The following is a 25,395-nucleotide window of genomic DNA, read 5'->3' on the forward strand; positions in this document are numbered from 1 at the left end:
GGCTTTTACTATGAAGCGATTTCCCCTTCCCAACTCGTTCTGGATTATTGTCACGCTGGTGATTATCGGCGGGGGGCTGATCTATTTGCCGTCGATGGTCGCGTCGTACTATCGCGAAGCTGCCGAATTGGGGGGCATGGCCCAGGTCGCCTATCTGGTCAGCGTCATCGGTGGAGCCCTGCTGATTATCGGAGCGGCCAGTTGGGTTCTGTATCGTCTGGTTCGGGCCAAACGGCTGAAGACGCAGCGCAAAGAACGTCGTCAGCGCAACCCGAGCCAACTTTCGGCCGACGAGCGGCGAAACGAATTGACCGAAAATCTCGCGTCAATCGATGACTTTCAAACCGAAGCAGGGGACGACGATCTGGCCGAACAACTGGCCCCCTTGCGCGAAAAGCTCGAAATCAAGCTCGATCATCAGCGGTTGGAGATCGTCGCTTTCGGCACGATCAGCAGCGGCAAGTCGTCGCTGCTCAACGCGCTGGCCGGACGCAACGCGTTCGCCAGTGAGATCGCCGGCGGCACGACGGTCACACGCAACGAAATCCCTTGGGTAGGCGACAATCAGGTGATCCTGGTCGACACGCCGGGGCTGGGAGAAGTTGACGGCGAGACGCGGCAGACGATCGCCGCCGAGTCGGCCAAAACGGCCGATATCATCTTATTGGTGGTCGACGGTCCGCTGCGTGATTCCGAGTTCCGCTTGCTCGAACTACTGGGCCAAATGGAAAAGCGGGTGATTATCTGCTTCAACAAAGAAGACCTCTATAACGACGCCGACCGCGCGAAGCTGTTGCAGCAGATCTCAAAACAGGCCGAAGATTTTGTTCGCCGCGAAGATATCGTCTCGGTTCGTGCTCGAGCGACCACGCGTCGTCGCATCCGGATCGCCGCTGACGGCAGCGAGATCGAAGAAGAGGTGACCGTGCCGGTGGCGATAGAGCCGCTGGCCAACCGGATGATGCAGGTCGTCAAAAAGGATGGCAGCGATTTGTTGCTGGCCAACTTGCTGCTGCAATCTCGCGGGCTGGTCGATCAAGCTCGCTTGAAAGTAGAGCAAGCGCTCGATCGCCGCGCCAATCAGATCGTCACAAAATATATGTGGGGAGTCGGCGGCGCTTCGGCCGCACTCAGCCCGATGCCGTTTGTCGATATCGCGGCAGGAATTGCGATTTCGACCAAAATGGTGGTCGACTTGGCGAAAGTTTATAAACAGGATGTCGATATCGACGTCGCGGTTCAACTGATGGGACAGTTGGGAAAGAACCTGCTTGGCATTTTGGGGGTGAACATCGCCGTGCCGGCGGTCGCCTCGCTGCTGAAGACGGTCCCCGGAGCTGGATATTTGGCGGGAGCCGCACTGCATTTGGTGGTGATGGCGCTGGTGACCCGCTGGATCGGCAACGTCTTTATGGAATACTTCAAACACGAGATGCGCGAGCCGGAAGGGGGACTTGCCGGTCTGGCCGAGCGCGAATGGCGCCGCGTGACGCAACTCAGCTACCTTCGCCAATTGGTGCAACAGGCCCGCAATCAATATGTCGACTGACAGTTCGCCCGAAACGACCGATCCGCCGCCGCACGTCGACGACGAGCGTTACCAACATGCGCTCGATTCGGTGCGTAGCACGCTCGATCGCTTTCGCGGTTGCTCGGATCAAGAGAAAGACTTGCTCCGTCGCGATCTGCGGCAGATGCAAGAGATGGAATCCAAACTGACCAGCGGTCGCGTCGAGATCGTCGTCTTTGGCGAAATCAGCACCGGCAAGTCGGCCCTGATCAACGCGATGGTCGGTCAGGCGGTCACCGAAGTCGATGTCCAAGGAGGTTGGACCCGCGAGATCTGGCACGTCGCGTGGGATGGTTGCGGCTATCGCATTCCGGGACTCGGCAGCAGCGAAGTGGTGCTGATCGATACCCCAGGCATCAACGAAGTCGGCGGCGCTCATCGCGGCGAGATGGCGCAAGACGCCGCGCGGCGCAGCGACATGCTGCTGTTTGTGACCGACTCGGACTTGAACGAGACCGAATACTCGGCGCTGGTTAGTCTCGCGGCCGTCAACAAACCGATCATCTTGGTGCTGAACAAGGTCGATCTCTATTCGCCCGATCAGCGGAAACGCCTGCACGAAGTTCTAGCGCAACGTTTGGACGGCGTGATCCAGCCCGAGAATATTGTCGAAACGTCGGCCGATCCGCGCGACGTCGAATACATCGTGGAAGCGGCCAACGGCACGACGACCAGTCAATGGCGCAAGCCGAAGCCGAACATCGAAGCGCTGCAGCTAAAGATGCTGGAAGTGCTGGAGCAAGATGGCCTGGCGCTGTTAGCGCTGAACGCGGCGATGTACTCGGCTGACAAGTCCGACCGGATCGCATCGCTGAAACTGAAGATTCGCAACGACCGAGCCAATCAGCATATCTGGGGCTATGCCGTGGTGAAAGCGACAACCGTTGCGTTCAATCCGGCGCCAATCGCCGACGTGATCGGCGGCGGCGCGGTCGATGTGGCGATGGTCTGGCACCTGGCCCACATCTACGGCATTGAAATGACCTGGGCCAACGCCGAGAAGTTGGTCAAGTCGATCTTTCAAGCCGCCGGCTGGGTGACGCTGGGAGAACTGACGACCCACGCGATCATGTGGAGCCTGAAAGCGGTGACGCTCGGTTGGGGGTCGGTCCTTACGGTCTTGCCGCAAGGCGCTGCGGCCGGCTATGGATCGTACATCGTTGGCCAGTCAGCGAAGTACTACTTCGAGCATGGCGCATCGTGGGGAAGTGAAGGACCGAAGTCGGTGGTGCAAAAGATTTTGGACAAGACCGACCGCAAGTCGGTGATTCAAAATCTGCGGGATGAGATTTTGAAGAAGCTGCGGATTAACCAGCACGCGAATCCGGCCAACTAGCAGGACGAAAAAAGGGTCCGCGAAATAAAGAGGGTCAGGTCCCAATTTCGCCGCGAAATTGGGACCTGACCCTCTTTATTTCTTCCCCTTTTATTTCTGCGCCAAGTTCAAGAAACAAAAAAGCCGATCGAACCATTAGGTTCGATCGGCTTGCTCTTTAGCATTCGCGTTAGACGCTGATCGTCGGCGTTGATTTGTCGCCGCCGTGTTGTTGTTCCAACTGGAACTTGCTCAGCGTCGTTCGTAGACCATCGGCGCGCTCGTGGAGCGAAACGCCGGCGGTCTTCGTCTTTTCGGCGTGCGTCGTCGATTCTTTGGCCGAATCGTTGACGCCGGTGATGTTTCGCGAGATCTCTTGGCTGGCCTGGGCCGACTCTTGGATCCCGGTCGAAACGGTTTGGGCGGCACAGGCGGCCTGAGCGATGTTCTTCGCGATTTCTTTGGTGGCGATTCCTTGCTCTTCGACGCTTGAAGCGATCGTCCGCGAAACTTCGTTCACATCGTTGATCTCGCTGGTGATTTTGCCGATCGAGTCGACCGCTTCAAACGACGTTTGCTGGATTGCTTCGATCCGTTTGCGAATGTCGTCGGTCGCCGAGGCGGTTTGCCGCGCCAACTCTTTCACTTCGGTCGCGACCACGGCGAAACCTTTGCCAGCTTCACCGGCCCGGGCCGCTTCGATCGTGGCGTTGAGCGCCAACAAGTTGGTCTGCTCGGCGATATCTTGAATCACCTGCATGACGCTGCCGATCTCGGCCGCCGCGGCGCCCAACGCTTCGATCCGCTCATTGCTGGCCGCCGAAAGGTTGGCGACCGAGGAAACGGAGGAGGAGGCGCGTTCGGCGTTGCGGGCAATCTCGTTGATCGTACTCGACATTTCTTCCATCGCGGTCGCGACGCTGTTGATGCTGCTCGACATCTGTTCGGTCGCCGCGGCCATGCTGACCATGTTGGTCGACATTTCGTCTGCGGCGGCGGAGACGGTCGCCGCTCGTTCGGTCGTTTGCAGGGCGCCGTGCGAAAGATGCTCCGCGGTTCCGGTCAATTCGGTCGACGAGCCTTGCAGCACGTCGGAGGTCGAAACGACCTCACCCAGCAAACCCGCCAGGTTGTCGCGCATCTCGTTCATCGCTTGGATCAAGTGACCCACTTCGGCGGTCGCTTTGGCGTCGCAGCGATGGCGAAGGTCGCCAGCAGCGATGTTTTGGGCGAACTGAGCCGCAGCTTGAATTGGATTGGCGATCTTGCGCGAAAGGACCACGGCGACGATCGTCAGCACGAGAGCGGCCAAGACGCCCAGTCCAACCGACCAGGCGACGACCGAACCTTTGACGCCGCTGATCGTCGCGGCCATCGCTTGACTGGAAGCCAAAACTTCGGACTTGTCCATTTTGGCGCTAATACAATAGGTGACGCCGTTCAGTTCGATAGGGCCGTAGGCGATGATTGTTTCTTCGCCGCGATAGTCCTTGATCGCGGTGGCGCCAGACTCTCCTTTTTCAAACACGGCACGCGTGACGGCGGTGTCGACTTTCCCTTTTTCAGGATACTTCCAAGAGGTGAGGAGTCCGTGATTTTCCGGATCAAGATGCGAGTTGCTCCGCATCAGGAAATCGGGGCCAATTAGGATCGTTTCGCCGGTTTCTCCCAGGCCATCGCGTACGGCCATGATCTCCAGCATCCGATCGACCGGCATCTGGAACATGGCGACGCCGATTTTCTTGTCTCCGTCAAAGATCGGCGACGCGATAAAGCTGGCCGGAGCTTCGAACGAGGGAGCGTAGCGGGCGAAGTCGACGAAGACGACTTCATCTCTATTGGTTGCAGCATTCGCTTTACGGAACGCTTCGCCAAAGTTGCTATCTGCGTAGGGACCGTTCAGAAGCGACGTCGAATAGTCGACCTCTTTGAAGACCGAGTAAACGATGTCGCCTGACTCGGCGTCGACGAGAAAGATGTCGTAAAAGCCAAACTTGTCGAGATAGTCGCGGATGATCGGATGAACCTTGGCGTGCAATTGCGAATAGTCCGACTTGTCCGCCGAAGCGTCCAGCAGATGCTTGGAGCCGAGCGGATTGTTGTTTTTGAAGATATAGGCGTGCTGCAGCGCGATCGAGTCGTCGTCGAGCTGACCTAAGTACTGTCGCGCAGGAGGCGATTTGCCGTCGTTGTTTTTGGCGTATTCAGTGGCGAAGGGGCCTGTGTAATAGTTCAGCAAGTCGGCTCGCATCGTTTTAATCTGATCCGCCGAGAGTTCTGCGTCATTGCGGAATTCACGAAAAGAATTCTGGAATTCACGCATCGCGTCGACAACCATGCCGTTCTCAGAGAAAGTCTGAACCTGGCTATTGATCGTGCCAAAATAGCTCAGTAGCTGCTTCTTCTTTAGTTCACGTTGGGCAACGAGAGCGTCTGTCGAACTGCTTTTCAAAGCTTCGGTCGACTGGTCTTGTACGCTGGCGAAGCCGGATTGAACCGACGCGTAACATACTGCCGCAATAACGATCAACGGCAAAAGTCCGCAGGCCAAAAAGGCCAGCGTCAGTTGTGAACGGAGATTGAGGTTTGTCTTCATCTGCATGTTCCAAGGGGCGAAAACGTTGTAAACGAAAACTACGGCCAGGTAGCTTGTTTCCGATTGGGCAATCGGAGTGTTCACAGATTTGAGATAGGGATTTACTCGAACCTACCAATTCAGATGGCGAGTCTGAAACGTGCGAAAAGATAGATCAGCCAATGAGTGGGGCAATGCGATTACTTCGAATATTGCGCGAAATTTCACTTCTGCGCAAAATGGCTTTGAAGAAACGCGCCGAACAGCCGGTAAGGCGAGTAGAGACCGACCAAGGGGTGCGGCTTGCCGCATGATCGAGGAAGACGCTGCGTTTGGAAAAGCAAGACCCAGAGAGGTGAGCCGCTTAGCCCAAAGTGATTGTTTCGCCCGGTTTGATCACATGCGGCTTGGCTTTCGTCTCGCTCTTCACTTTCTCTGCCCACGTATTCGCATTTTGCGCAATCGGCGGCCAGGTATCGTAATGAGCGGGAGCGACTTGTTGCGGCGCGATCCATTGAATCGCGCGGATCGAATCGTCCACGCCCATCGTGAAGTGATCGCCGATCGGTACGATCGCCAGCAAGATTCCTTTTTCACCGATCAACTGCATGTCGCTGAACAGATCGGTATCGCACGCCAAGTAGATCAGGCCTTCAGGGACCTCCAGGATAAATCCGACCGGAGCGCCGCCGTACTCTCCATTGGGAAGGGAAGAACTGTGCACGGCTTGGGTCATACGAACCGGGCCGGCGAGCGACTGGAACGTCCCGCCGATGTTCATGCCGACTGCATTTTCAACCCCTTGGCGGTTGATCCACTGGGCCATTTCGAGAATGGTGACGACCTGGGCGCCGGTTCGTTTGGCGATCTCGACGACATCAAATTTGCCGTCGCTGCGCAGTCCGACATGATCAAAGTGACCATGCGAAAGGAGAATGACGTCGGCCGCGACGTTGACTGCTTTGATGGGGGACGAGGGATTCTCGTCCAAGAACGGATCGAGCAGGATTTTGCGGCTGCCGGTATCGATCAGCCAGGTTCCATGTCCGTACCAGGTCAGTTGCGTCGCCATCGGTCGCTCCTCGTGCTGAATTTCCGTTTCGCACGAGTTTACCACGCAGTCGCGAGCTTCAAAACTCGGCGACTGCGGTTTTATTGGATCAACGTCTGACTATCGCAGCCAGGTCGGCAGTTCGCCCGCCTTGGGCAGTTCGATGATCCGCGCGGTGGTGATATCGGCGCTCTTCAGCACTTCGTCCACGGCCGATTGCGGCGGAGCTCCATCCAGGTTCAACACGCCGACGGCGCCGCCGGTGCTCGAACGTCCGACCGCCATTTGAGCGATGTTGACGTTGTGGTTGCCGAAGATGGTGCCGACGCGGCCGATGATGCCGGGGACGTCATTGTGGGCGAACAAAAAGAGGGTGCCGTCGAGATAGGCTTCGAGCCGTTGTCCGTCGACCAAAATCAACCGCGGCATGTCGTTGCCGAAGAGAGTGCCGCCGACTTGCGACGTGCGACCATCTTCTTCGAGCGTCGCCGTGATCGAACTCGAGAAGCTTCCCATTTCGGTGCTGCTTTCGGTCGAGATGGTGACGCCGCGTTCGGCGAGCAACATCTGGGCGTTAATGATGTTGGCGCCCCCTTCGTCCATCGCTTGCTCTAGGAGACCAGCACAGAACGACGCGGTCAGCAGCTTCGTATCTTTGCCGGCGACTTCGCCCCGATAGTTTAGCTTGCAGGCCTTCAGTTTGCCGCCGTGCAGTTGGCCCGCGAATAGGCCGATGCGATAGGCGACGTCCAGATAGCCGCGCATCGAATCGAGCGTTTTGGGATCGATCGGAGCAACGTTGACAGCATGGCGAATTTCGCCGGTATTGAGATGGTTGGTGACCAACTGCACCGCTTCGACGGCGACCTGGGTCTGAGCTTCTTCGGTGCTCGCACCCAAGTGAGGCGTACAGACGACGTTTTCCATCCCAAATAGCAGACTGTCGGTACAAGGCTCTGCGGCGTAAACGTCGAGCGCGACGCCCCCCAGCTTGCCGCTTTTCAGGCCTTCGACGAGGGCGGCTTCGTCATAAATGCCGCCGCGAGCACAGTTGATCAGGCGAGCGCCCGGCTTGATGATTTCGAGCGCGTCCTGGTTGATCAGTCCCTTCGTTTCGGCGGTGAGCGGCGTATGAACCGTCAAATAATCGACCAACGGCAGCATCTCTTTAACCGACGAGTAGAGTTCGATGCCCAACTCGGCGGCCCGCTCGGGACTGATAAAGGGGTCGAAGCCGATCACTCGCATTTCAAATGCAAGCGCACGTTTGGCGAATTCCTGGCCGATGCGGCCAAGCCCGACGATGCCGACCGTTTTGTCGGCCAGTTGCGAGCCCATGTACTTTTTGCGATCCCAGCGACCTTCGACCAGGCTTTGATTGGCCGAAGCGACGTTCCGCGACAAGGCCATCATCAAGCAGAAGGCGTGCTCGGCGGTGCTGACCGTGTTGCCGGTCGGCGTATTCATCACGACGATCCCCAAGCGGGTCGCCGCGTCTTTGTCGATGTTGTCGGTGCCGACGCCGGCTCGGGCGATGCAGCGCAGACGCGTGTTCCCTTCCAGCGACTCGGCCGTGATCTTTACCCCGCTGCGACAGATGGCGCCGTCAAATTCGGCCAGCGACTTGCGGAGATCTTCTCCGACCAGTTTAAGGCGAATTTCGTATTCGAAGCCTTCCGCTGCATCGAGCAGCGCCAAGCCTTCGGGCGACAATTCATCGAGAACCAGGATTTTGGGCATGAGCGAAGCCTTCGATAGCTATTGGGGTGCAAGATCTTGATGGGGTGAGGCGCGCGACTACTTGTTGTCGTCGGCAAACTGCTGCATGAAGTCGGCCAAAGCGCGAACGCCGGCCATCGGCATCGCGTTGTAGATCGAAGCGCGAACGCCGCCGACGCTGCGATGACCCTTCAAGTTGGTCAGATTTAGTTCTGCCGCGGCAGCGAAGAATTTCTTCTCGATGTCGGCGTTCGGCAAACGGAACGTGACGTTCATCAGCGAACGGCTGTCCGCTTCCGCATGACCGACATAGAAATCGGAGTTGTTGTCGACGACGTCGTACAGCAGCGACGATTTTTCGCGGTTCAGCGATTCCATCTTCGTCAGGCCGCCGATCTCTTCCTGCAGCCATTTGGCGACCAGACCCATCACGTAGATCGCGAAGGTCGGCGGCGTGTTCCACATCGAATCGGCTTCGGCATGATTGCGATAGAGCAAATAGCCGGGCAGTTCGGCGTCGCCGCGCTGCAGCAAGTCTTTGCGAATGATCACCATCGTCACGCCGGCGGGGCCTGCGTTCTTTTGGGCACAGGCATAAATCAGGCCGTAGCGTTCGACCGGCAAAGGGCGGCAGAAGATGTCGGACGAGCAGTCGACGACCACCGGCACGTCGCCGGCTTCAATTTCATGCAGGAACTGAACCCCTTCGATTGTTTCGTTCGAGGTCAGATGAACGAACGACGCGTTCGGGTCAAGCTTCAGCTCACTTTGCTTCGGCAGGCGATTGTAGCTGCAATCGGCGCCATCCCAGGCAACTTGAACTTTGCCTTCTTTAACCGCTTCTTTTTCGGCGTTTTTGCCCCACGATCCGGTCAGCACGTAGTCAGCCGGTTGGCCTTCCAGCAGCAAATTCATCGGAATCATCGAGAACTGCAGTCGCGATCCCCCCTGGAGAAACAGGATGTCGTGCGTTTCCGGTACGTTCAGCAGGCTGGTGATTCGCGCCTTGGCTTCATTGGCGATATCAATGAACTGAGGACTGCGATGGCTGATTTCCAGGATCGAACTGCCAACGCCGGGGAGGGCGAGCATATCGCGTTGGATCTGTTCCAGCACCGGCAGCGGCAAAACGGCGGGACCGGCCGAGAAGTTGAAAACGCGTTGGACAGCGTCGGAGACCGAAGCGTTCATGCGAGCTATTCCCCTAGGGGCGAGCGGAATTGAAAAACAAACCCCGATTTTAAGCAGTTCCGTACGAGTTGGGTACAGGGCGCTCTCCACCGCCGGCGGGGGCAATTCGGGCGAACTTGAAAAAAACTTCGCCAACCCGGCCAAAACCAACTCTAACGGCCGCTTGTCGGATGCTCTGTAGAGGCCGCCCGCGGCAAGATGTTCACCTAGTTGGTAAGCTATCGAGTCTGCTCAAAACGGATGAAACCAGGAAATCGAGCAACTTTTGGATTGAACGGCAGAATTAAAACGTGAAGGAGAAGCGATGAGTCTGGCGGAAAAATCGGCGTTAGTCGTTGGCGGGGGAACCGGAATTGGCTTGGCCATTGCTCAGGCGTTGGCCGAAGCAGGCGCCAAAGTCGCGATCGCCGGTCGTCGTTTTGAGGTGCTCGAGCAGGGCGCGGCGTCATCGTCGGCCGAGATTCATTGCCATAGCGTCGACGTTTCAGACCGCAAAAGCGTACTGGATCTGTTCGCTTGGGCCGATCAAACGCTGGGCAAGGTCGACATTCTGGTCAATGCGGCCGGCGTGAACATCAAAAATCGCTCGATGGAAGCGATGACGCCCGAAGACTGGGATCGGATGATGCAGATCAATTCGACCGGCGCCTACAACTTGATGTACGCCGCGCTGCCGCAAATGCGCGAGCGAAAAGATGGCCTGATCATCAATATCTCTTCGATTGCCGGCAAACGCGCGATCGCGTTGGGGGGAATCGCCTACGCGGCGTCGAAGTTCGCGATGACCGCTTTGGGGACCGCCGCCGGCAACGAAGAGAACAAGCACGGCGTGCGAATCACCAACATCTATCCCGGCGAAGTCGATACGCCGCTGCTAAAACAACGTCCGAAGCCGGTGACCGAAGAACATCGCGCGACAATGCTGCAGCCAGAAGACTTTAAAGAAGTGGTCCTGGCGATCTGCAACTTGCCCCCGCGTGCACATGTGCCGGAACTGATCGTGAAGCCGACGACGCAGGAGTATGTATAACGACAGGGCGAAATCAATCAAGTTGACAACGGAGACGGGCCAAGTTTACGAACTTGTCCCGTTTTTTGTCGTGGATCTCGTTCCAGCTACGGCGTCACGCCCAGCTTGCGTTCCATTTCTTCCAGCGGCACCCCTTTGGTCTCGGGGACCATCGTTACGACCCAGATCAATTGCAGCACCATCATGCCGCAGAAGAAGAGGAAAATAGCGCCCATGCCCAGTTGCTCGGCGAAAAGTGGAAAGAGCGCGGTGATCAGCGCGGCGAAGATCCAGTGGGTGAAACTGCCGAGCGATTGTCCCATCGCGCGATAGCGATTGGGGAAAACTTCCGAAATCAGCACCCAAATGACGGCGCCTTGTCCGATCGCGTGCGAGGCGATGAAGAGATTCACGCAAGCGGCTAGAACGACGTAATGATCGTTCCAAGAGGCCCAACTGCACCCCAGCAGCGAACTGATATAGCCAAACGATCCGATCACCAGCAGCGTCTTCCGCCCCAAGCGATCGATCAGCCAGAGTCCGGCGAAGGTGAAAACCAAATTGACGAATCCGATACTGATCGAGGTCTGCAGCGCCGCCTCGCCGCTAAGTCCCGCTTCCTTAAAGATACGCGGCGCAAAATAGAGAATCGCGTTGATGCCGGACATCTGGTTGAAGAATGCGACCAAGAAGGCCAGCATGATCGGCGTGAACATCTTCGCCGACCAAAAGCTCGATAGCGATTTCTTTTCGACTATCGCGGCCTCGGCGATCTCGTCGGCGAGTGCGTCAATCTCCTCCGGCGTGCGATCGGGCGCCACCATTTGCAGCACGTGCAAGCCGGCGGCGCGATCATCCTGTTTGGTAATCAGCCAGCGGGGGCTTTCGGGAAGGGTGAAACACATCAGCGTGTAAATGATCGCCGGAAACGCTTCGACTCCCAGCATCCATCGCCAGGCGTGGGGGCCGACGCCGGCCAGCGCCGCGTTCGATGCGTATGCGATCAAGATGCCAAAGACAATGTTGAACTGGAACATCGCCGCCAGACGCCCGCGCCGCTCCGGCGGTGAAATTTCGGAAATGTAGAGAGGTGCGGTAACCGTGGAAATTCCGACCCCCAAGCCGCCGATGAACCGAGCGATCATGAACGTATTCACATCGGTCGCCAGCGCGGACCAGACCGCCGAGATAAAATAGAACGCACCGATCGAAATCAGCGTCTTACGCCGTCCCCAAGCATCGGTCGGCCAACCGCCGATCAGCGAACCGAGCACGGTTCCCCAGAGCGCGGCGCTCATGGCCAGGCCATGGGTGACCTTATCGAGCTTCCACAAATTTTCGATGGTTTCTTCGGCGCCAGAGATGACGACGGTATCAAAACCGAATAAAAAGCCGGCCAACGCCGACGTCAACGACCAATAGAAAAGACGACTCGTCATAATACGCGGGGGCTAAAGCAGACGTTCGTAAGGGGGTGATTGGCGACATCTTAGCATCAACGGCTCAGCAACGCGAAATCGCTTCGAGATGGGACCGTCACCGCCGGCGTCTGATGGTGATTACCGCATCGGCGCCATCTCTCCGGTGTACCGAGTGGAACGAGCAAGAGTCATGCTGGGGAGTTGCTCAGCAATCTCATGGATCGATACGGCGATCACTTGCGCGTTTTTATTGTTGACGATCGTGATAGCGACCAACTCGCCGGTTCGATCAAACATCGGATTTCCTTGTGGAGAATCTTCGCTGCGAGCGGTCGTATAGATGGTTCGATATTGCTTGGGGTCCGACCTATTAAAAGTGCGTCGGTGTGGAGGTTGCAATAGCCCATTGGCGACAATTTGTTGACGCGGAAAGGGAAAAGCGTCGGTCTCAAAATAGAGAAGCGGATCGCCGATCTTGACGGTCATGTTCTTGGAAGCCAGGAGCGGACTGACGCGCGTCGCTTCCAACTCAAAGCCATGCGTGTCGACGATGACCGCCGCGAGAGGATTTTCATCGTCCGCGTGGTTAGCAAAGTGTCCCAGGACAGTCGTCTTTTGTTGATTGCAGAACACCGCTTCGCCGGCGACGGCATCTTGGATAAGTGACGCGGTCGTGACGACCAAGCCATCTTTGCTGACAACGACTCCGCCTCCGTGCACGACTCGACCATCTTGTTTGGTCATCGTGAGTTGGACGACGATCGGCTCTAGCGTCGGCGACAACGGCGTCAAGTTATTCGGATCGGAGACCGGCGGCATGGAAGGAACCGTCCGTGGCGGCATCGTAACCGGCGGTTGTCTGTTGACCACCGGCGGATTCGTCATCGGCGGTCGAGTATAACCAGGCCGCGGCGCAGCAGCGTGATTGCCGGGCGAAAACATTCCTGGCGGCGGCCGTTCACTTGGTCGCGCTCGGGCCTCGGCGGCGTAGGCGTCGTTCCAGCCTGATACGAAACCGTTGCCGGGCGCTCCCCCATCTTCTGGCATGGTGATCTGGACCGTCGGCGCGGTTGGCTTTGACCTGCCGCATCCCATCATTGCGATCACGACGACAGTCAGGCAGGAAAGACGTGCGAGTGACATAGTTGGCCAGATCCTCAGGCGACGCAAAAAATGAGTGAGGTCCAATATACCTGACAGCCTGCCGGCCGCCAAAGTCTGGGCGCTCTCAGGCTCCTGGCGATTCGCGGCGCGGGCGAATCTGGTAAATTGAATTTTCGCCTGGCGTTTGCCGCGGGGCGCTGAATTTTGACGACTACGGAGATTGCCACCGATGATTTATGTGATTGCGACGATTGAGCTTGAGCCTGGCTCGCGCGAACAATTTTTAACCGCCTTTCATGCGTTAGTGCCGTTGGTGCACGCCGAGAAAGGGTGCCTTGAGTATGGTCCGACCATTGATGTCGCAACGGGGCTTGAACCGCAACTTCCGCTCCGCAGCGATGTGGTGACGGTGATGGAAAAATGGGAATCGATCGAAGCGCTGCAAGCTCATCTGGTTGCGCCTCATATGGACGAATATCGGACCAAGGTTTCCGACATCGTGCTCGGAATGCAGCTACAAGTGGTGGAGCCAGCCTAACTGCTCATGCGTGACGTGCAGAGTCAACTCCGACAAGCGATTGACGACGGCCAGCCGGTCGTCTTGTGTCGTTTGGTCGAAACGCGCGGCTCCACTCCGCAAAAGCCGGGCGCAGCAATGTTGGTCTATCCCAACGGCGCCCAGGCCGGCACGTTAGGCGGAGGTTGCGTCGAAGCGGAGGTGCGGCGTCAGGCGCTGCGTCTCCTTCTGCAAGCCAAGCCGGAAATCATGACGTTTCATTTGGACTCGGATTATGGTTGGGACGATGGCCTGATCTGCGGTGGTCGAATGAAGGTTTTGATGGATCCGGTTGGAAAGGACGCCGCAACGCGCGATTATTACGAACGCCTGTTCTCCGTAGCAGAGCAGGGGGGAACCGAAGCGATTCGGATTGAAGGAGAATCGCACGAACTGCGGCTCTTTGATATCGACTCTAAGCTGATCGCCAGTTTGCGTTGTGATCAAAATCTGGCGGATGAAGCGATCGCCGCTTCGATTGAACCTTTTCAGCAGCGACCGCGGCCACGCGTTGAACAGGGAATCGCCTATTTGCCTTACCCGCCCCGCTGTCGCTTGATCATCGTCGGCGGCGGGCATGTGGGCAAAGCGGTTGCGGCGCTCGCTCAAGAGGCCGATTTTGACATTCTGATCTGCGATGATCGCGCCGAGTACGTGACGCCAGAACGATTTCCCTCGGCCCAGCGGCGGATCGTGGGAAAGTTGGAAGAAGAGTTGCCGAAACTCGAAATCGATGCGCGTGACTTCTGCCTGATTGTCACCCGCGGACACAACCATGACGAAGAAGCGCTGTTGCGATTGGTCGATCGGGGCGCCGCCTATGTTGGTATGATCGGCAGTCGCCGGAAGATTCGCCTGATCTTTGATGATCTGCGCGAACAGGGGATTTCTGAGGAGTCGTTGGCCGCAGTCTTCGCTCCGGTTGGCGTCGAGATTGGTTCGCAGACCGTGCCGGAGATTGCAATCAGCATTGTCGCCGAGCTGATCTCGGTTCGTAATTTGGGCGCCGCACGTTCGCGCGATCTGAGGAGTTGCGATAGATGAGGAATTCTCGACCGCACAATACTCTTCGTAGCCCGCCAGCGCCAGCGAGGGAATAGAGTTGGCGATCCTAACACGGATTGAAGTGGCGAGCCGTATTCCCTCGCTCGCGCAGCGGGCTAGTGTGACGGTTTTCCGCTAGCTGACCCATTTTGATTTTCCAACGATTGAAAGTGAAGAGGGTGCTGCGCGGCACGTATCGACATCAGCCGCACGGCGTTAGCCGCGGTTTTTGTCTCCAATTTTCCGTCGACAAAGAGTTCCTGTCAGAAACCGCGGCTAACGCCGTGCGGCTGATTTTGGGGGAGAAGCTAGACGACAGGGGACTCTTTGTTCAGCTTGCTGAAAAGCGCTCTAGTGTGACGATTTTCGGTGGATTCGGACCCTGTTTGATCGTGCTTCACCCGTGTTCAACACTTCCTGAATTTCTAAATAGCGCAACCTCAAAACTTGCGCAACGGGCTAAGAAGATGTTGGGCTTCCGGACCTACTCTTTTTCTGACCTGCGTCACTTCAAAACGTGCGACTTGGGATGGGAGAAACAGACGCATGGGCCAGTGTAGTTTTCGCAGTTTTGCGATTGTGCCTGCGGCGGGACGAAGCCGACGGATGGGAAGCGACAAGCTGTTGCTTTCGTTTGACGGGAAGCCGATCATCGACCGCGTGATCGAAGCTTGGCGTCGCGGCGGTGTCGATCAGGTGGTGGTCATCGTGCGCGCGGATCATGCCGCGCTGCGAGCGCATTTGCAAACGTCGGACGTCGAACTGGCGATCATGGAGACGCCGCTGCCAGAGATGGTCGATTCGGTCCGAGCAGGCTTACAGCATATTTCGCAAAAATTTACGCCGAGTTCTGAGGATGTGTGGATGCTGGCGCCGGCCGATCTGCCGACGCTCGACGCGCAGGCGATTGAAACGCTGTTGGACGCCTATGATCCGCTGCAGCGCCCGATCTTGGCGGCGACCTATAACGATTGCAGGAGTCATCCCGTCCTTTTTCCTTGGCGAATAGCCGAGCAAGTCGCAAAATTGTCGGCGGCCGAGACGATTCGCGATTTGTTCGCGAAAAATGAGTGGCGCGCGATCGGGATGCCCAGCGCCAAGCCGCACGATGTTGACATTCCCGGCGATTTGGAACCGCGTGAAAGAAAACCGGAAAAATAGTTCAATCACTTTCGCCAAAGAGGGCTGGGCTCTAAACTTGAAGCAGTTGCTACGAACCGCTTGCCGCGGCGCATGTTCTCCTTCCGACCGAGACGCTCCTCCCGCGAATTCCGCTATGCCGAAGCCAATCTCGTGTATGTCCACCAAGCTCGTCTCCGATGCTCGTTGGAGCATGTCGTGGTCCACAACGATGGCGATTCTGTTGGGATTGGCGATTGTGGTCAGCGTGCCCGGTTGCAGCGGCTGCTTGCGCGGGCGAACTACGGCCGAGGAAGAGGCGGCGAAAAAGAAGCGACAAGAGGAAGAGCAAAGGAAAGCGGACTTTGAGCCGCCAGAGTTTCGGGCGCTGCCTTATGATGATCGCGGGCCCGGCAACTATATCAAGCCGGGGCATTGGGTCAGCGGCAGCATTCGCTTGAAAGCGAACGCCTACGACTATCGGGGCGAACTCTACTCGAAGACGACCAATCAAACCGGCGGTTCGATTCCGTTGCCGGGGACCAATTATTTCTTTTCGGCGACGCGACCCATTGCGCTCGCGAAGGGGCAAGAGAGCTGGTCCGACGTCACGTACTATGTGCCGGAAATCAATCCGGGAAACAATATGTCGAACAGTCGTTGGCTGTTGTGTCGACTGCAAGATCGCGGAGGCGGCGGCGCGGTTCAATCCGAAGTCTTGCCGACCTTGGCGATGCCGGCACATCAGTTTTATATGGTGGTGTTGGCCGCGAACTCGGACGAGTACCAATATCTAAGCGCTCTCGATACGGTCAAACCGCTATCGGCGTCGATGGATCAAAATGAATCGGCGCCGCACTATCGCGTGGTGACGCCCAAAATTATCGATCGCACGCCGCTCCCCGAAAATCCGCTGACCTGGACCAGCATCGCCGTCATCGTCTGGGACGACATCGATCAGCAGGCGCTGACGACCTATCAGCAAGAGGCGCTGATCGACTGGCTCCATTGGGGCGGTCAGTTGATCATCAGCGGTCCTGGTTCTCTCGATCGACTGCGACTCAGCTTTTTGGCCGACTATCTTCCGGCTCAGTCCGACGGCGCCGAAGAACTGGACCAGGCTCGCTTTGAGCCTTGGAACGAAAAATATGTCATGGAGGAACGCGTCAATAACAAGAAAGAACGCTACGACCTTCAATTGGGAGATGCGCCCGCTCGCGGCGTCAAATTGAAGCTGGCGGATGACGCCTATTTCGTCCAGGATACGGCCGATCTCGTCGCGGAACGTCGTGTCGGCAGGGGACGAATCACGGTCACCGCTTTTCAGCTTCGCGATCCGCGAATTACGAAGCAATGGAAAAACTTCGACAATTTCTTTAACGCCGCGATTTTGCGTCGACCGTCCCGTCGCTTCGTGGCGACCGATATCGAATTTGTCACGACGCGGTGGGACTCTTCGCGTGCGCGAAACGATCCGTTGGCCGTGTCGCAACTGCGCTACTTCAGCCGCGACGTCGAGAGTTCGTCGCGCCGCTACGATCGATTGGACAACAAATATCGAGAGGAGCACGGGCTCGCGCAGCAGAATCCTCCCGTCGAGAGCAACCAATTGGGGCTGGGACTCGCCAGGGAGGAGCAAGACGATGTGACGATCTCCGTGCTTCCCGATGCCGGCTTTGTCGCGACCGACGCAGGCGTCGCCGCTTGGAACGACAATAGCGGCGCAGCCAACGCCGCGCGAGAATGTTTGGTGGAAGCTTCTGGAATCGACATTCCTGACGCGTCCTTCATCTTGCGGGTTACGGCTGTTTATTTGCTGGTTCTTGTTCCATTGAACTGGGGCGTGTTCTGGTGTATTGGTCGCGTCGAATGGGCCTGGATCGCGGCCCCGGTGATTGCGATCGTCGGCGCTTTCGCCGTGATCAAGTTGGCGCAGCTCGATATTGGTTTCGCCCGCAATCGAACCGAGATCGGGATTCTTGAGATCCAGCCCAACTATCACCGCGCGCACATGGCCCGCTACACCTCTTTGTATACCTCTTTGTCGACTCGCTATCACTCTGAGTTTGATCAAGCGTCGGCGTTGGCGTTGCCGCTGACGTTTGCATCTGGCCAGGTGGCGCCGACTCGATTTGGCGATTTGACGACCGAGGTTCGGTTTGATCAAGAGGGCTTGTCCGCGTCGCTGACCGGGTTCAACGTGATGTCGAACTCGACTGGGCGGATGCACAGCGAATATATGCTGTCGCTCGCCGATGAGGCGGTCTTCTCCTGGAAACCGCTAGAAGGCCAGGAGTCGGCCGAAGTCATCTATCGCGGCGAGTTGGCGATTCATGACGCCGCCGTCATGCGACGCGTTAACCACGAATCAGAAGAAGCGTTGGAAATCGCCTGGATCGGCGAACTCAATCCCAAAGAAACGAAGACAATTCATTTTGAGCCGATGACCGACCCCTGGAGCGTTTGTCCTGAGTGGAATCAATCGAAGGTCTTTTCGCCGGATACTCAAGATTCGGAGGTCAGCTTGCGGCGACTGCTGAATGTGGCCAAAGATGTTCGTCATCTGCAAACGGATGACGTGCAATTGATCGGTTGGACCGATCAGGACGTACCCGGCGTCACGATCACTCCTGAGGCGCCGCAACGAACATTGCGCACGCTGGTTGTAGCGCACCTGCAATACGCATCTTTGCCGGACCCGGAAGGGGATGTCAATACGCGGCGGGTCTTGGGACAAGAGCCGGAGAAGGTGTTGCAAGACAGCGCCGACAGCATCGAATTACTACCCGAAGACGGCCCCAATTAGATCGACACCCTATGATCGAGCTGATCGACTTCGGCAAAGACTACGGCGCATTTACCGCAGTCGAATGCCTGAATCTGAAAATTGAAGCCGGCGAGATGTTTGGCTTTATCGGTCCCAATGGAGCCGGTAAGAGTACAAGCATTCGCTATCTGGCGACGTTGCTGAAAGCGACGCGCGGCGGCGGCACGGTCAACGGCTACTCGGTCGCCAAAGATCCGATGGACGTCCGGCACAGCGTCGGCTATATGCCTGACAACTTTGGCGTCTATGACGGCATGAAGGTCTGGGAGTTCCTCGACTTTTTCGCCGTCGCCTACGGCATCCCGCGCTCGCGGCGCAAAGAGGTGATCACCGACGTCTTGGAACTGCTCGATCTGACGTACAAACGCAATGACTTTGTTAACGGCTTGTCACGCGGGATGAAACAACGGCTTTGCCTAGCCAAGACGTTGGTGCATGATCCCCCGGTATTGATTTTGGATGAACCGGCGAGCGGCCTTGATCCACGCGCCCGATTGGAAGTCAAAGCGCTGCTGAAAGAGTTGCGGAAGATGGGAAAAACAATTCTCATCTCCAGCCATATTCTGACCGAATTGGCCGACTGCTGCACTTCGGTCGGCATTATCGAGCGGGGCCAGTTGCTGATGCACGGTCCGATCGATGAAGTCTACCGCCGGATTCGCAAAAACCGGATCTTGCAGATCAAGCTGGTCGATAACTTCGACGTAGGGCTGTCGATCATTCGGAGCGAGCCTTCCTGTATCGATGTCGATTTCGAATCCAGTCGCAATTTAATCACTTGCGAACTGCAAACCGACGACAATGGAGTTGCGGCGCTGTTAGAGAAATTACTCGCCAACCGCGTCAAGGTGCGCAGCTACGCCGAAAAAGATCCGACGTTAGAAGACGTCTTCATGATGGTGACCAAAGGGCTGGTGACGTAGTTTTTCGACGCTGAAATTGCCCTAACTATTCTTCGTAGCCCGACGCACGCGTTTTGGAGTTGCGCTATTTGGAAATGAAGGAGGTGTTGAACCGGATGAAGAACGAAATAACAAGGTCAGCATCCACCAAAAATTGTCACACTAGCCCGCCAGCGCGAGCGAGGGAATGCGGCTCGCACTTCAATCCGTATTTGGATCGCCAACTCTATGCGCTCTACCCAAACAGCATCAGCCCGTTTCCTGCGTCGTCGCGGCGTTCCCATTCGCGGCGGACTTCTCCCAGACCGTAAGCGCACAATTCAAACTTGTCGCTCAGTTCGTCCAGCAGTTCGGCGCCTGGCTTGTCGTAGCCTGATTGGATCTCGCTGGCGGCGTGATAGGCGCGTTTTCCCTCGGCCCAATAGTTGATTAGGTGGTCCATTCGGTCTTCGCGGCGCATTCGCTTGAGCGCTTCGGGATAGACGCCGGACCAAAAGAGAATGAAGTCGCCGATGTGCTGGTGAGCGTCACGCCGCGCGTTTCCTAGTCGCGCCTCCGCTTCGATCATCATTTGGGCGACCTCGGTCAACGGTTTGCCGGTCAGGCCGCGGATACGGAACACGACTTCGTTGTTGACGAACCGCGTGAGCAACTCGGTTAGATAGTCGATCAGTCTGGGGTTAGGAACCCCAAGCTTGGTGTAGAACGTGTGCTCGGTCACTCCTGCAAAGAACTGACGTACGTTGAAGCTGCGCTCGTTGTCGCTCATGGCTTTCGGCCTCCTAGTCGCTGTTGTTCGTTTGCCGCTGATAACCAATCGTGGCGCACGTAAACCGCAAGTCGTCGGGATATGCCAGTACTTCCAGTATAGTTTCGATATTTTTTGAGGGTCAAGTTCAACGAAAAAAAACAATTTGCGGTACGAACGCCCTTCTTGCTGGCGGCGCCGGCACTAGAAGCGGAGGTCGTGGACCGGCGCTATCGGGGGAGAGTACGATGGAGATCGCTGACTCGACGAATCGAAATCTTTTTTTCAAGAGCAATGCCGATGTCCACTGCAGACGAAGACCTGGTTGTTGCTGAAAAAGTCTCAAATTCTAAGGCGCCGAGTTTATTAACCGGGCTGGCGATCGCAGGCGTCGTAGTGGCGTTGGTCAAGTTGGGATCGTTCCTGGTAGGGCTACCCTGGTTGATCAATCCGAAATTGTCGCAGGGGAACGCGGCAGCCGAAGCGCCGGCGGAGGTGATCGAGTACCAGCAACTAATGGTCGCGATTCAAGGCAAATACCTCGCTTACCAACTGGCCTTATATCCGCTCGGAATCCTCGTCGCCGGTTTGCTTTTATGGGCGTCGTTTCGAGCGCTCCAACTGCGCCCGCACGGCGATCTCTGGATCAAGTGCGCCGTGATCGCTTCGACGGTGACCGATCTGCTAGGAGCCGTGATTGTCGTCCTGATGCAAATGGACATCTATCACGCTTTGCAAACGGTTTTTCAGGATTTCGATAGCGACGACAGGGCACCCAACATTATGTACATTGCGATGAACGTCGGTTTTTATATCGGCATCGCGTCGGCCGCTGGTTTTTTGCTGCTGCAATTCGGTTATTATTTCATGACTCTGCGGTACTTCTCCAAGCCGGAAGTACGTGCCCTCTATCAAGAACATGCCCCCAACGAAGCCAGCCCCGATGTCTGAAGAAAATCCCAAAGTCGCGGTCTACACCGGCTCATTCGATCCGGTGACGCTAGGCCATTTGAATTTGATCGAGCGAAGCAGTCGCCTGGTCGATCGCTTGATCATCGGCATCGGCACCAACGATCAAAAGGTGGGACTGTTCAACGCGGAAGAACGGGTCGAGCTGGTCCGCCGCGTCACCAAGCATGTTCCCAATATTGACGTGCTCCACTTCTCGGGTCTGGCGGTTGACTTTGTCCGCTCGGTCAACGCGCGGGCGATGATCCGCGGCATTCGTCCCTTGACCGACATCGCCGGCGAATTCACCATGATGATGGCCAATCGCAAGTTAGATCCCGGTATTGAGACCGTCTTTCTGATGGCGGACGAAGAATATGGCCACGTCTCCAGCAGTTTGCTGAAGCAGATCACTCCGCTGGCCGGCGACGATCAACTCGCCAAGTTCGTCCCGCGGGAGATCATCGCCGACGTTCGCAGCAAGATCCCGTCGGTTTAGTCAACGCCGACCGTCGCTTCGATTCCTTCTCGAATGTGGTTCAACACATATGGAATGTAGATGACGCCGGAGTAGTGGTTGGCGCTCATGCGGATGTGATGCTCGGGAGCAAGCTGCGCCGCTTGGGCAAGTGCGATTCCATTCTTCAGAGGCACGACGTTGTCGTAGGTTCCTGAGTAGAGCCAGGTCCGCTGCGGGTTCAAGCGATGCGCGATGCGGAGCGGTTCGATCGGGTTGACCAGTTTCGGCAACTGCTCGCCGCCGAAACCGGACGCTTCCAGCTTCTTGCGCACTTCCGCCGATTCGCGCTCGCCATGTTGCAAGATATCGGTGATGTCGCCCCCGGAGAGGAGCAAGAAGACGCTATCGAAACCGGAGTCGAGCGCAGCCGCGTCACTAGCGACAAATCCCCCCAAGCTAGTCCCCTGGACGGCGATATGATCGGCGTCAACCAGCGGCAAAGCGGCGACGGCGTCACGTGCACGGCGCACATCGGCGATCGATTGCTTGATGCGCAGTAGGAAGAGATCCCCGTCGGTCTTGCGACTTCCTTCTTTCCGCAAACCATAGCCGGGCAACTGAATCATGAAGGTATGAAATCCTTGGTTTCGCAACCCTTTGGCCATCAATTGGCCGATCGTCATTGCGCTGCCTGACTCGTGGACGACGATGATGGCCGGAGCTTTGGTCGCGTGTCCTTGTTCGTCCCGAGCGGCGTACCACTGCATGGCGACGCGGTCGTTTTTGTCGCTGCCGGTTGTCAGCGGAGAGGGAAAGCGAACCAGCGCATCGCCGCGTCCTTTGAGCGGCGTTTCCACCTCCGTGGTGAACTCGACGCGGGGCCAGCAAAGTCCGTGAAGGCAGTCCCGAGCGTCGGCGTCGTTTTCTTCGATATCGGCCAGCGTATCGATCGCCGGAAACGATTTTCCGATGGCGATCGACAGATCAGCGGGACGCGCGTTCGCTGGAAAGCTCACCAGCGCCAGCCACAAAATTCCGAGAGTGAACAAGCGCTTCGGCATAGGACTTCCACTTATTTAGGATGGACGAATTGGCGCCAACGGAGCCCGACGACCAGGCATCCAGAGGCAAAGGCCGATTCCGCCAAAATACAGGAACGAGAGGGGAACCGCCAGCAAAAGCATGCTGAGCGGATCGGCCGGGGTCAGCAGCGCCGAGAGGACGCAGATCACCAAAATCGCGATGCGCCAATGCTCGGTATAAGACTTTACCTCGATCATGCCGATTCGGTTTAGCAAAAGCATGACCAGCGGCAATTGGAAGCTTATTCCGAAGCCCAGCGGCAGCAACAGCGCGAAACTCATCCATTCGCTAATCCGCGGATCGGGGTCGATCCCCAGCGCCAAGTTAAAGCTGAACAAAAATTCGAGCACCGGCGCAAAGACGTAAAAGTAGGCCAATGCGGCGCCGCCGAAGAAGAGCCCCAGGCTAAACGGCAGGTAAATCCAGATATATTTCTTTTCATGCGGATAGAGACCGGCCGCGACAAATTGCCAGATATGCCAAAAGATCATCGGGCTGGCGATGATCGCACCGCAGACCAAGCCTGCTTTGAGCCAGATCATAAAGACTTCTTCGACCTTCAGCGCCACGAGCGACGCCTCGGTTTTCTTCCACGTGACCATCGCGACTGGCGCTGTTTGGGGAACGATAGCCAGGTCTTTGATCATTTCATCCAGATCCATCTGGCCCATCGCTTCGGGATTAAGCGCCGGCGACGGCTTGTCCTTGAGGTCCGAGATTCGTTTTACCTCGGCCGGCTCGACGTACAAGATCTCCGGGGACCACTGATTCGCTTTGGCGATCTGCAGCAGTTCGGTTTCTTTTTCTTGGCTGATCGTTTCGTTGCCGGTTTGCTCTTTCAATTGGTCTTTCAAACGCTGCAGCGTGCGCAGTTGGTTGTATTTGACCAACGCGTCTTTAACCGGCTTCTCGATCGCATGAATCGCCTGATTCGCGAGCAACAGGCCGATCGCCAGACCAATGGCTAGCCAGAGAATGGATTTGAAGAGAGCGGAGCGAAGTTCTTCGAGGTGCTCCCCAAAGGTCATCGCCGATCCTTCGAACAGGTCGTCATTGATCTTCTTCGCCATGGGTAATCTCCGGATACGGAATCCGTCATCGTTTGCGCGGGTGGATCGTCAACAGAGGATCAAAAACGCCAGTGCGTCATCGACCATAGGTGCGATTCGGCGCCGTAAGATACCGCTGGTCAAAATTCCAGCGGCTTCAGGCCCTGACGGTTCAGGGGCGGGCGAGGAAGAACCACGAGTTTTATGCTAACATCGACCTGCGAAAATGGCAACCAAGCGCCAAAACGGCCGCCGTACGACCGAAATAATCGTTACCAACGACGCCTCCAAGGACTCGCAAAGTGACTCTCGACTACCCGCTGCGGTTCCAGCCGAAGTTTCGACAGTATATCTGGGGAGGTCGCCGACTCGGGACCGAACTGGGCAAGCCGATCGACGCGGATGGGGTATTTGCCGAAAGTTGGGAAGTCGTGGACCATGGGGACGATCAAAGCGTGGTCGCCAACGGACCGCTCGCTGGACAAACATTGGGAGCGCTGGTTCGGCTTTACGGCAAGCAACTGTTTGGGCGACATCAGGCGACCGAGCAATTTCCGCTGCTCTTTAAATTTCTGGACGCCAACACCGACCTGTCGATCCAGGTTCACCCCGATGACGCGCAAGGGGCGCTGCTTGATCCTCCTGACTTGGGCAAGACCGAGGCCTGGGTCATCATGGACGCCGAGCCGGGGGCGCGGATGTTCGTCGGGCTGAAAGCGAACGTCGACCGCGACGCTTTGCAGCAAGCGATCGAACAAAACCAGCTGCTCGATCACATGCATGTGATCGAGCCGCAAGCCGGGGACTGCGTCTTTATTCCGGCCCAGACGGTTCACGCGCTGGGGAAAGGGTTGCTGGTCGCCGAGATCCAGCAGTCGAGCAACACGACCTATCGCTTGTTCGACTGGAATCGAACCGACGCCGCCGGCAACTCGCGACCTCTCCATATTCAACAATCGCTCGAGACGATCGATTTCGCCCAAGGGCCTGTGAGGCTGCAAACGCCGATCGCGGTAGCGCCAAGCGTCGAACGTTTGGTCGAGTGCGACAAGTTTGTGCTCGATCGGCGCCGCGTGACGGAAAATCAGATCAGCGGAGGAGACGATCGTTTTCATATCCTTTCGGTGCTCGACGGCGCTGTTACGGTCGAGCATCCCGCCGGAGCGTTCGAACTGGGGAAGGGGGAGACAACGCTGCTTCCCGCAGCGAGTTCGGCAGTGACGCTGGTTCCCAATTCTCCATCGACCTTGCTGGATATGTATCTGCCGACGTAGCTAGCATCGATTCCTCTTCCGTCAGTCACCGGAAGTTCCTACACTCGCGCCTGGTATTTTCATGGAGGAGCTCCGGCATGTTGAATTTGCGACCACTCGCGCTCGCCACCGTTGCGGTTTTGGCGGTATCGCAATGCGCCGGATGCTGGCCGTTGCAGCGCACTCCGTTGTTCGACCCCGGCACGATGCAACAGCAGCAGCAACGTGCCATGGCCTACGATCCATATACCAACAATGACCTCGGCCCCGAGGTTCTGGGAGGTCGTCCCCGCGATTTTGATCGTCCCGTGGCCGAAGCAGTCCAAAACGACGGGTCAAATTTCGGCGCCAACTCCCGATTTCTTCCGTAAGGCCGAATAGGGCGACGAATTGGGCTCCGTCTGAAAATGGGGTCAGGTCCGAATTTCGCCGCGAAATTCGGACCTGACCC

At 57.1% G+C, this 25,395-nt stretch carries 21 protein-coding genes; 12 read left to right on the top strand and 9 right to left on the bottom strand.

Annotated elements, in window-relative coordinates; all coding sequences use genetic code 11:
• Positions 1-10 precede the first annotated feature (10 nt).
• Positions 11-1,549 carry a YcjF family protein gene (locus tag M4951_RS07510; protein ID WP_262025864.1) on the top strand — a complete coding sequence of 513 codons (1,539 nt, stop codon included), beginning with the start codon at positions 11-13 and terminating at the stop codon, positions 1,547-1,549.
• A complete protein-coding gene (locus M4951_RS07515; protein ID WP_262025865.1) occupies positions 1,539-2,906 on the top strand; it encodes a GTP-binding protein in 1,368 nt (455 codons plus the stop codon). The genes M4951_RS07510 and M4951_RS07515 overlap by 11 nt, the downstream gene beginning before the upstream one ends.
• Positions 2,907-3,075: 169 nt before the next feature.
• Here the strand turns inward: M4951_RS07515 and M4951_RS07520 are convergent, their stop codons facing one another.
• From M4951_RS07520 to serC, 4 genes are all read right to left on the bottom strand, one after another.
• Positions 3,076-5,481 carry a methyl-accepting chemotaxis protein gene (locus M4951_RS07520; RefSeq protein ID WP_262025866.1) on the bottom strand — a complete coding sequence of 802 codons (2,406 nt, stop codon included), beginning with the start codon at positions 5,479-5,481 and terminating at the stop codon, positions 3,076-3,078.
• A 343-nt stretch (positions 5,482-5,824) separates the two neighbouring features.
• Positions 5,825-6,532: a metal-dependent hydrolase gene (locus tag M4951_RS07525; protein WP_262025867.1), complete on the bottom strand. Its 708-nt coding sequence runs from the start codon at positions 6,530-6,532 to the stop codon at positions 5,825-5,827.
• A 99-nt stretch (positions 6,533-6,631) separates the two neighbouring features.
• Positions 6,632-8,251, bottom strand: a complete 1,620-nt coding sequence (serA, locus tag M4951_RS07530) for a phosphoglycerate dehydrogenase (RefSeq protein WP_262025868.1) — start codon at positions 8,249-8,251, stop codon at positions 6,632-6,634.
• Positions 8,252-8,308: 57 nt separating this feature from the next.
• Positions 8,309-9,421, bottom strand: a complete 1,113-nt coding sequence (gene serC / locus M4951_RS07535; RefSeq protein ID WP_262025869.1) for a 3-phosphoserine/phosphohydroxythreonine transaminase — start codon at positions 9,419-9,421, stop codon at positions 8,309-8,311.
• A gap of 304 nt (positions 9,422-9,725) precedes the next feature.
• Between serC and M4951_RS07540 the strand changes: the two genes are divergently transcribed.
• Entirely contained in the window at positions 9,726-10,451 is a 726-nt protein-coding gene (locus tag M4951_RS07540; protein ID WP_262025870.1) for an SDR family oxidoreductase, read from the top strand.
• An 86-nt stretch (positions 10,452-10,537) separates the two neighbouring features.
• On the opposite strand, the gene M4951_RS07545 is transcribed toward M4951_RS07540, so the two are convergent.
• On the bottom strand, positions 10,538-11,869 hold the full coding sequence (locus M4951_RS07545) for a sugar porter family MFS transporter (RefSeq protein WP_262025871.1): 1,332 nt from the start codon (positions 11,867-11,869) through the stop codon (positions 10,538-10,540).
• A gap of 120 nt (positions 11,870-11,989) precedes the next feature.
• Positions 11,990-12,994: a serine protease gene (locus M4951_RS07550; RefSeq protein ID WP_262025872.1), complete on the bottom strand. Its 1,005-nt coding sequence runs from the start codon at positions 12,992-12,994 to the stop codon at positions 11,990-11,992.
• A gap of 190 nt (positions 12,995-13,184) precedes the next feature.
• Between M4951_RS07550 and M4951_RS07555 the strand changes: the two genes are divergently transcribed.
• The 5 genes from M4951_RS07555 (at position 13,185) to M4951_RS07575 (ending at position 19,424) form a co-directional block, all read left to right on the top strand.
• Positions 13,185-13,493, top strand: coding sequence for a putative quinol monooxygenase (locus tag M4951_RS07555; protein WP_262025873.1), 309 nt, complete (start codon positions 13,185-13,187; stop codon positions 13,491-13,493).
• A gap of 6 nt (positions 13,494-13,499) precedes the next feature.
• Complete coding sequence (locus M4951_RS07560; RefSeq protein WP_262025874.1) at positions 13,500-14,555, top strand: XdhC family protein; 1,056 nt, start codon at positions 13,500-13,502, stop codon at positions 14,553-14,555.
• Positions 14,556-15,101: 546 nt separating this feature from the next.
• A complete protein-coding gene (locus tag M4951_RS07565) occupies positions 15,102-15,716 on the top strand; it encodes an NTP transferase domain-containing protein (RefSeq protein WP_262025875.1) in 615 nt (204 codons plus the stop codon).
• A 136-nt stretch (positions 15,717-15,852) separates the two neighbouring features.
• On the top strand, positions 15,853-18,480 hold the full coding sequence (locus M4951_RS07570) for a hypothetical protein (RefSeq protein WP_262025876.1): 2,628 nt from the start codon (positions 15,853-15,855) through the stop codon (positions 18,478-18,480).
• Positions 18,481-18,491: 11 nt separating this feature from the next.
• Positions 18,492-19,424 carry an ABC transporter ATP-binding protein gene (locus M4951_RS07575; protein WP_262025877.1) on the top strand — a complete coding sequence of 311 codons (933 nt, stop codon included), beginning with the start codon at positions 18,492-18,494 and terminating at the stop codon, positions 19,422-19,424.
• A gap of 214 nt (positions 19,425-19,638) precedes the next feature.
• Here the strand turns inward: M4951_RS07575 and M4951_RS07580 are convergent, their stop codons facing one another.
• On the bottom strand, positions 19,639-20,172 hold the full coding sequence (locus M4951_RS07580) for a hypothetical protein (protein WP_262025878.1): 534 nt from the start codon (positions 20,170-20,172) through the stop codon (positions 19,639-19,641).
• A gap of 279 nt (positions 20,173-20,451) precedes the next feature.
• On the opposite strand from M4951_RS07580, the gene M4951_RS07585 reads away from it, so the two are divergent.
• Both M4951_RS07585 and coaD read left to right on the top strand, forming a co-directional pair.
• Entirely contained in the window at positions 20,452-21,102 is a 651-nt protein-coding gene (locus M4951_RS07585; RefSeq protein ID WP_262025879.1) for a hypothetical protein, read from the top strand.
• On the top strand, positions 21,095-21,598 hold the full coding sequence (coaD, locus tag M4951_RS07590; RefSeq protein ID WP_262025880.1) for a pantetheine-phosphate adenylyltransferase: 504 nt from the start codon (positions 21,095-21,097) through the stop codon (positions 21,596-21,598). Before M4951_RS07585 ends, coaD begins: the two co-directional genes overlap by 8 nt.
• Here the strand turns inward: coaD and M4951_RS07595 are convergent.
• Both M4951_RS07595 and tatC read right to left on the bottom strand, forming a co-directional pair.
• On the bottom strand, positions 21,595-22,620 hold the full coding sequence (locus M4951_RS07595) for an alpha/beta hydrolase family protein (protein ID WP_262025881.1): 1,026 nt from the start codon (positions 22,618-22,620) through the stop codon (positions 21,595-21,597). The two genes, coaD and M4951_RS07595, sit on opposite strands and share 4 nt — an antisense overlap.
• 15 nt (positions 22,621-22,635) lie before the next feature.
• Positions 22,636-23,712, bottom strand: a complete 1,077-nt coding sequence (gene tatC / locus M4951_RS07600) for a twin-arginine translocase subunit TatC (protein ID WP_262025882.1) — start codon at positions 23,710-23,712, stop codon at positions 22,636-22,638.
• 281 nt (positions 23,713-23,993) lie between these two features.
• On the opposite strand from tatC, the gene M4951_RS07605 reads away from it, so the two are divergent.
• Together M4951_RS07605 and M4951_RS07610 are read left to right on the top strand one after the other, a co-directional pair.
• Positions 23,994-24,965 (top strand): type I phosphomannose isomerase catalytic subunit, encoded by a 972-nt coding sequence (locus M4951_RS07605; protein WP_262025883.1) that lies wholly within the window; start codon positions 23,994-23,996, stop codon positions 24,963-24,965.
• Between the two features lie 77 nt (positions 24,966-25,042).
• The gene (locus M4951_RS07610; protein WP_262025884.1) at positions 25,043-25,315 is read left to right on the top strand and encodes a membrane or secreted protein; all 273 of its coding nucleotides are present in this window, start codon (positions 25,043-25,045) and stop codon (positions 25,313-25,315) included.
• The last annotated feature ends 80 nt before the right edge of the window (positions 25,316-25,395 follow it).

Origin of the sequence: Blastopirellula sp. J2-11 (assembly GCF_024584705.1) — a bacterium.
In the GTDB taxonomy this organism is placed as follows: domain Bacteria; phylum Planctomycetota; class Planctomycetia; order Pirellulales; family Pirellulaceae; genus Blastopirellula.

What these genes read in the sequence shown, in the direction of transcription:
- serA (WP_262025868.1), bottom strand. Translation starts at nt 8,251, where the DNA reads ATGCCCAAAATCCTGGTTCTCGATGAATTGTCGCCCGAAGGCTTGGCG.
- serC (WP_262025869.1), bottom strand. Translation starts at nt 9,421, where the DNA reads ATGAACGCTTCGGTCTCCGACGCTGTCCAACGCGTTTTCAACTTCTCG.
- M4951_RS07565 (WP_262025875.1), top strand. Translation starts at nt 15,102, where the DNA reads ATGGGCCAGTGTAGTTTTCGCAGTTTTGCGATTGTGCCTGCGGCGGGA.
- M4951_RS07550 (WP_262025872.1), bottom strand. Translation starts at nt 12,994, where the DNA reads ATGTCACTCGCACGTCTTTCCTGCCTGACTGTCGTCGTGATCGCAATG.
- M4951_RS07520 (WP_262025866.1), bottom strand. Translation starts at nt 5,481, where the DNA reads ATGAAGACAAACCTCAATCTCCGTTCACAACTGACGCTGGCCTTTTTG.
- M4951_RS07595 (WP_262025881.1), bottom strand. Translation starts at nt 22,620, where the DNA reads ATGCCGAAGCGCTTGTTCACTCTCGGAATTTTGTGGCTGGCGCTGGTG.
- M4951_RS07510 (WP_262025864.1), top strand. Translation starts at nt 11, where the DNA reads ATGAAGCGATTTCCCCTTCCCAACTCGTTCTGGATTATTGTCACGCTG.
- M4951_RS07585 (WP_262025879.1), top strand. Translation starts at nt 20,452, where the DNA reads ATGTCCACTGCAGACGAAGACCTGGTTGTTGCTGAAAAAGTCTCAAAT.
- M4951_RS07540 (WP_262025870.1), top strand. Translation starts at nt 9,726, where the DNA reads ATGAGTCTGGCGGAAAAATCGGCGTTAGTCGTTGGCGGGGGAACCGGA.
- M4951_RS07580 (WP_262025878.1), bottom strand. Translation starts at nt 20,172, where the DNA reads ATGAGCGACAACGAGCGCAGCTTCAACGTACGTCAGTTCTTTGCAGGA.
- M4951_RS07560 (WP_262025874.1), top strand. Translation starts at nt 13,500, where the DNA reads ATGCGTGACGTGCAGAGTCAACTCCGACAAGCGATTGACGACGGCCAG.
- coaD (WP_262025880.1), top strand. Translation starts at nt 21,095, where the DNA reads ATGTCTGAAGAAAATCCCAAAGTCGCGGTCTACACCGGCTCATTCGAT.
- M4951_RS07610 (WP_262025884.1), top strand. Translation starts at nt 25,043, where the DNA reads ATGTTGAATTTGCGACCACTCGCGCTCGCCACCGTTGCGGTTTTGGCG.
- M4951_RS07545 (WP_262025871.1), bottom strand. Translation starts at nt 11,869, where the DNA reads ATGACGAGTCGTCTTTTCTATTGGTCGTTGACGTCGGCGTTGGCCGGC.
- M4951_RS07515 (WP_262025865.1), top strand. Translation starts at nt 1,539, where the DNA reads ATGTCGACTGACAGTTCGCCCGAAACGACCGATCCGCCGCCGCACGTC.
- M4951_RS07525 (WP_262025867.1), bottom strand. Translation starts at nt 6,532, where the DNA reads ATGGCGACGCAACTGACCTGGTACGGACATGGAACCTGGCTGATCGAT.
- M4951_RS07570 (WP_262025876.1), top strand. Translation starts at nt 15,853, where the DNA reads ATGTCCACCAAGCTCGTCTCCGATGCTCGTTGGAGCATGTCGTGGTCC.
- M4951_RS07555 (WP_262025873.1), top strand. Translation starts at nt 13,185, where the DNA reads ATGATTTATGTGATTGCGACGATTGAGCTTGAGCCTGGCTCGCGCGAA.
- tatC (WP_262025882.1), bottom strand. Translation starts at nt 23,712, where the DNA reads ATGGCGAAGAAGATCAATGACGACCTGTTCGAAGGATCGGCGATGACC.
- M4951_RS07575 (WP_262025877.1), top strand. Translation starts at nt 18,492, where the DNA reads ATGATCGAGCTGATCGACTTCGGCAAAGACTACGGCGCATTTACCGCA.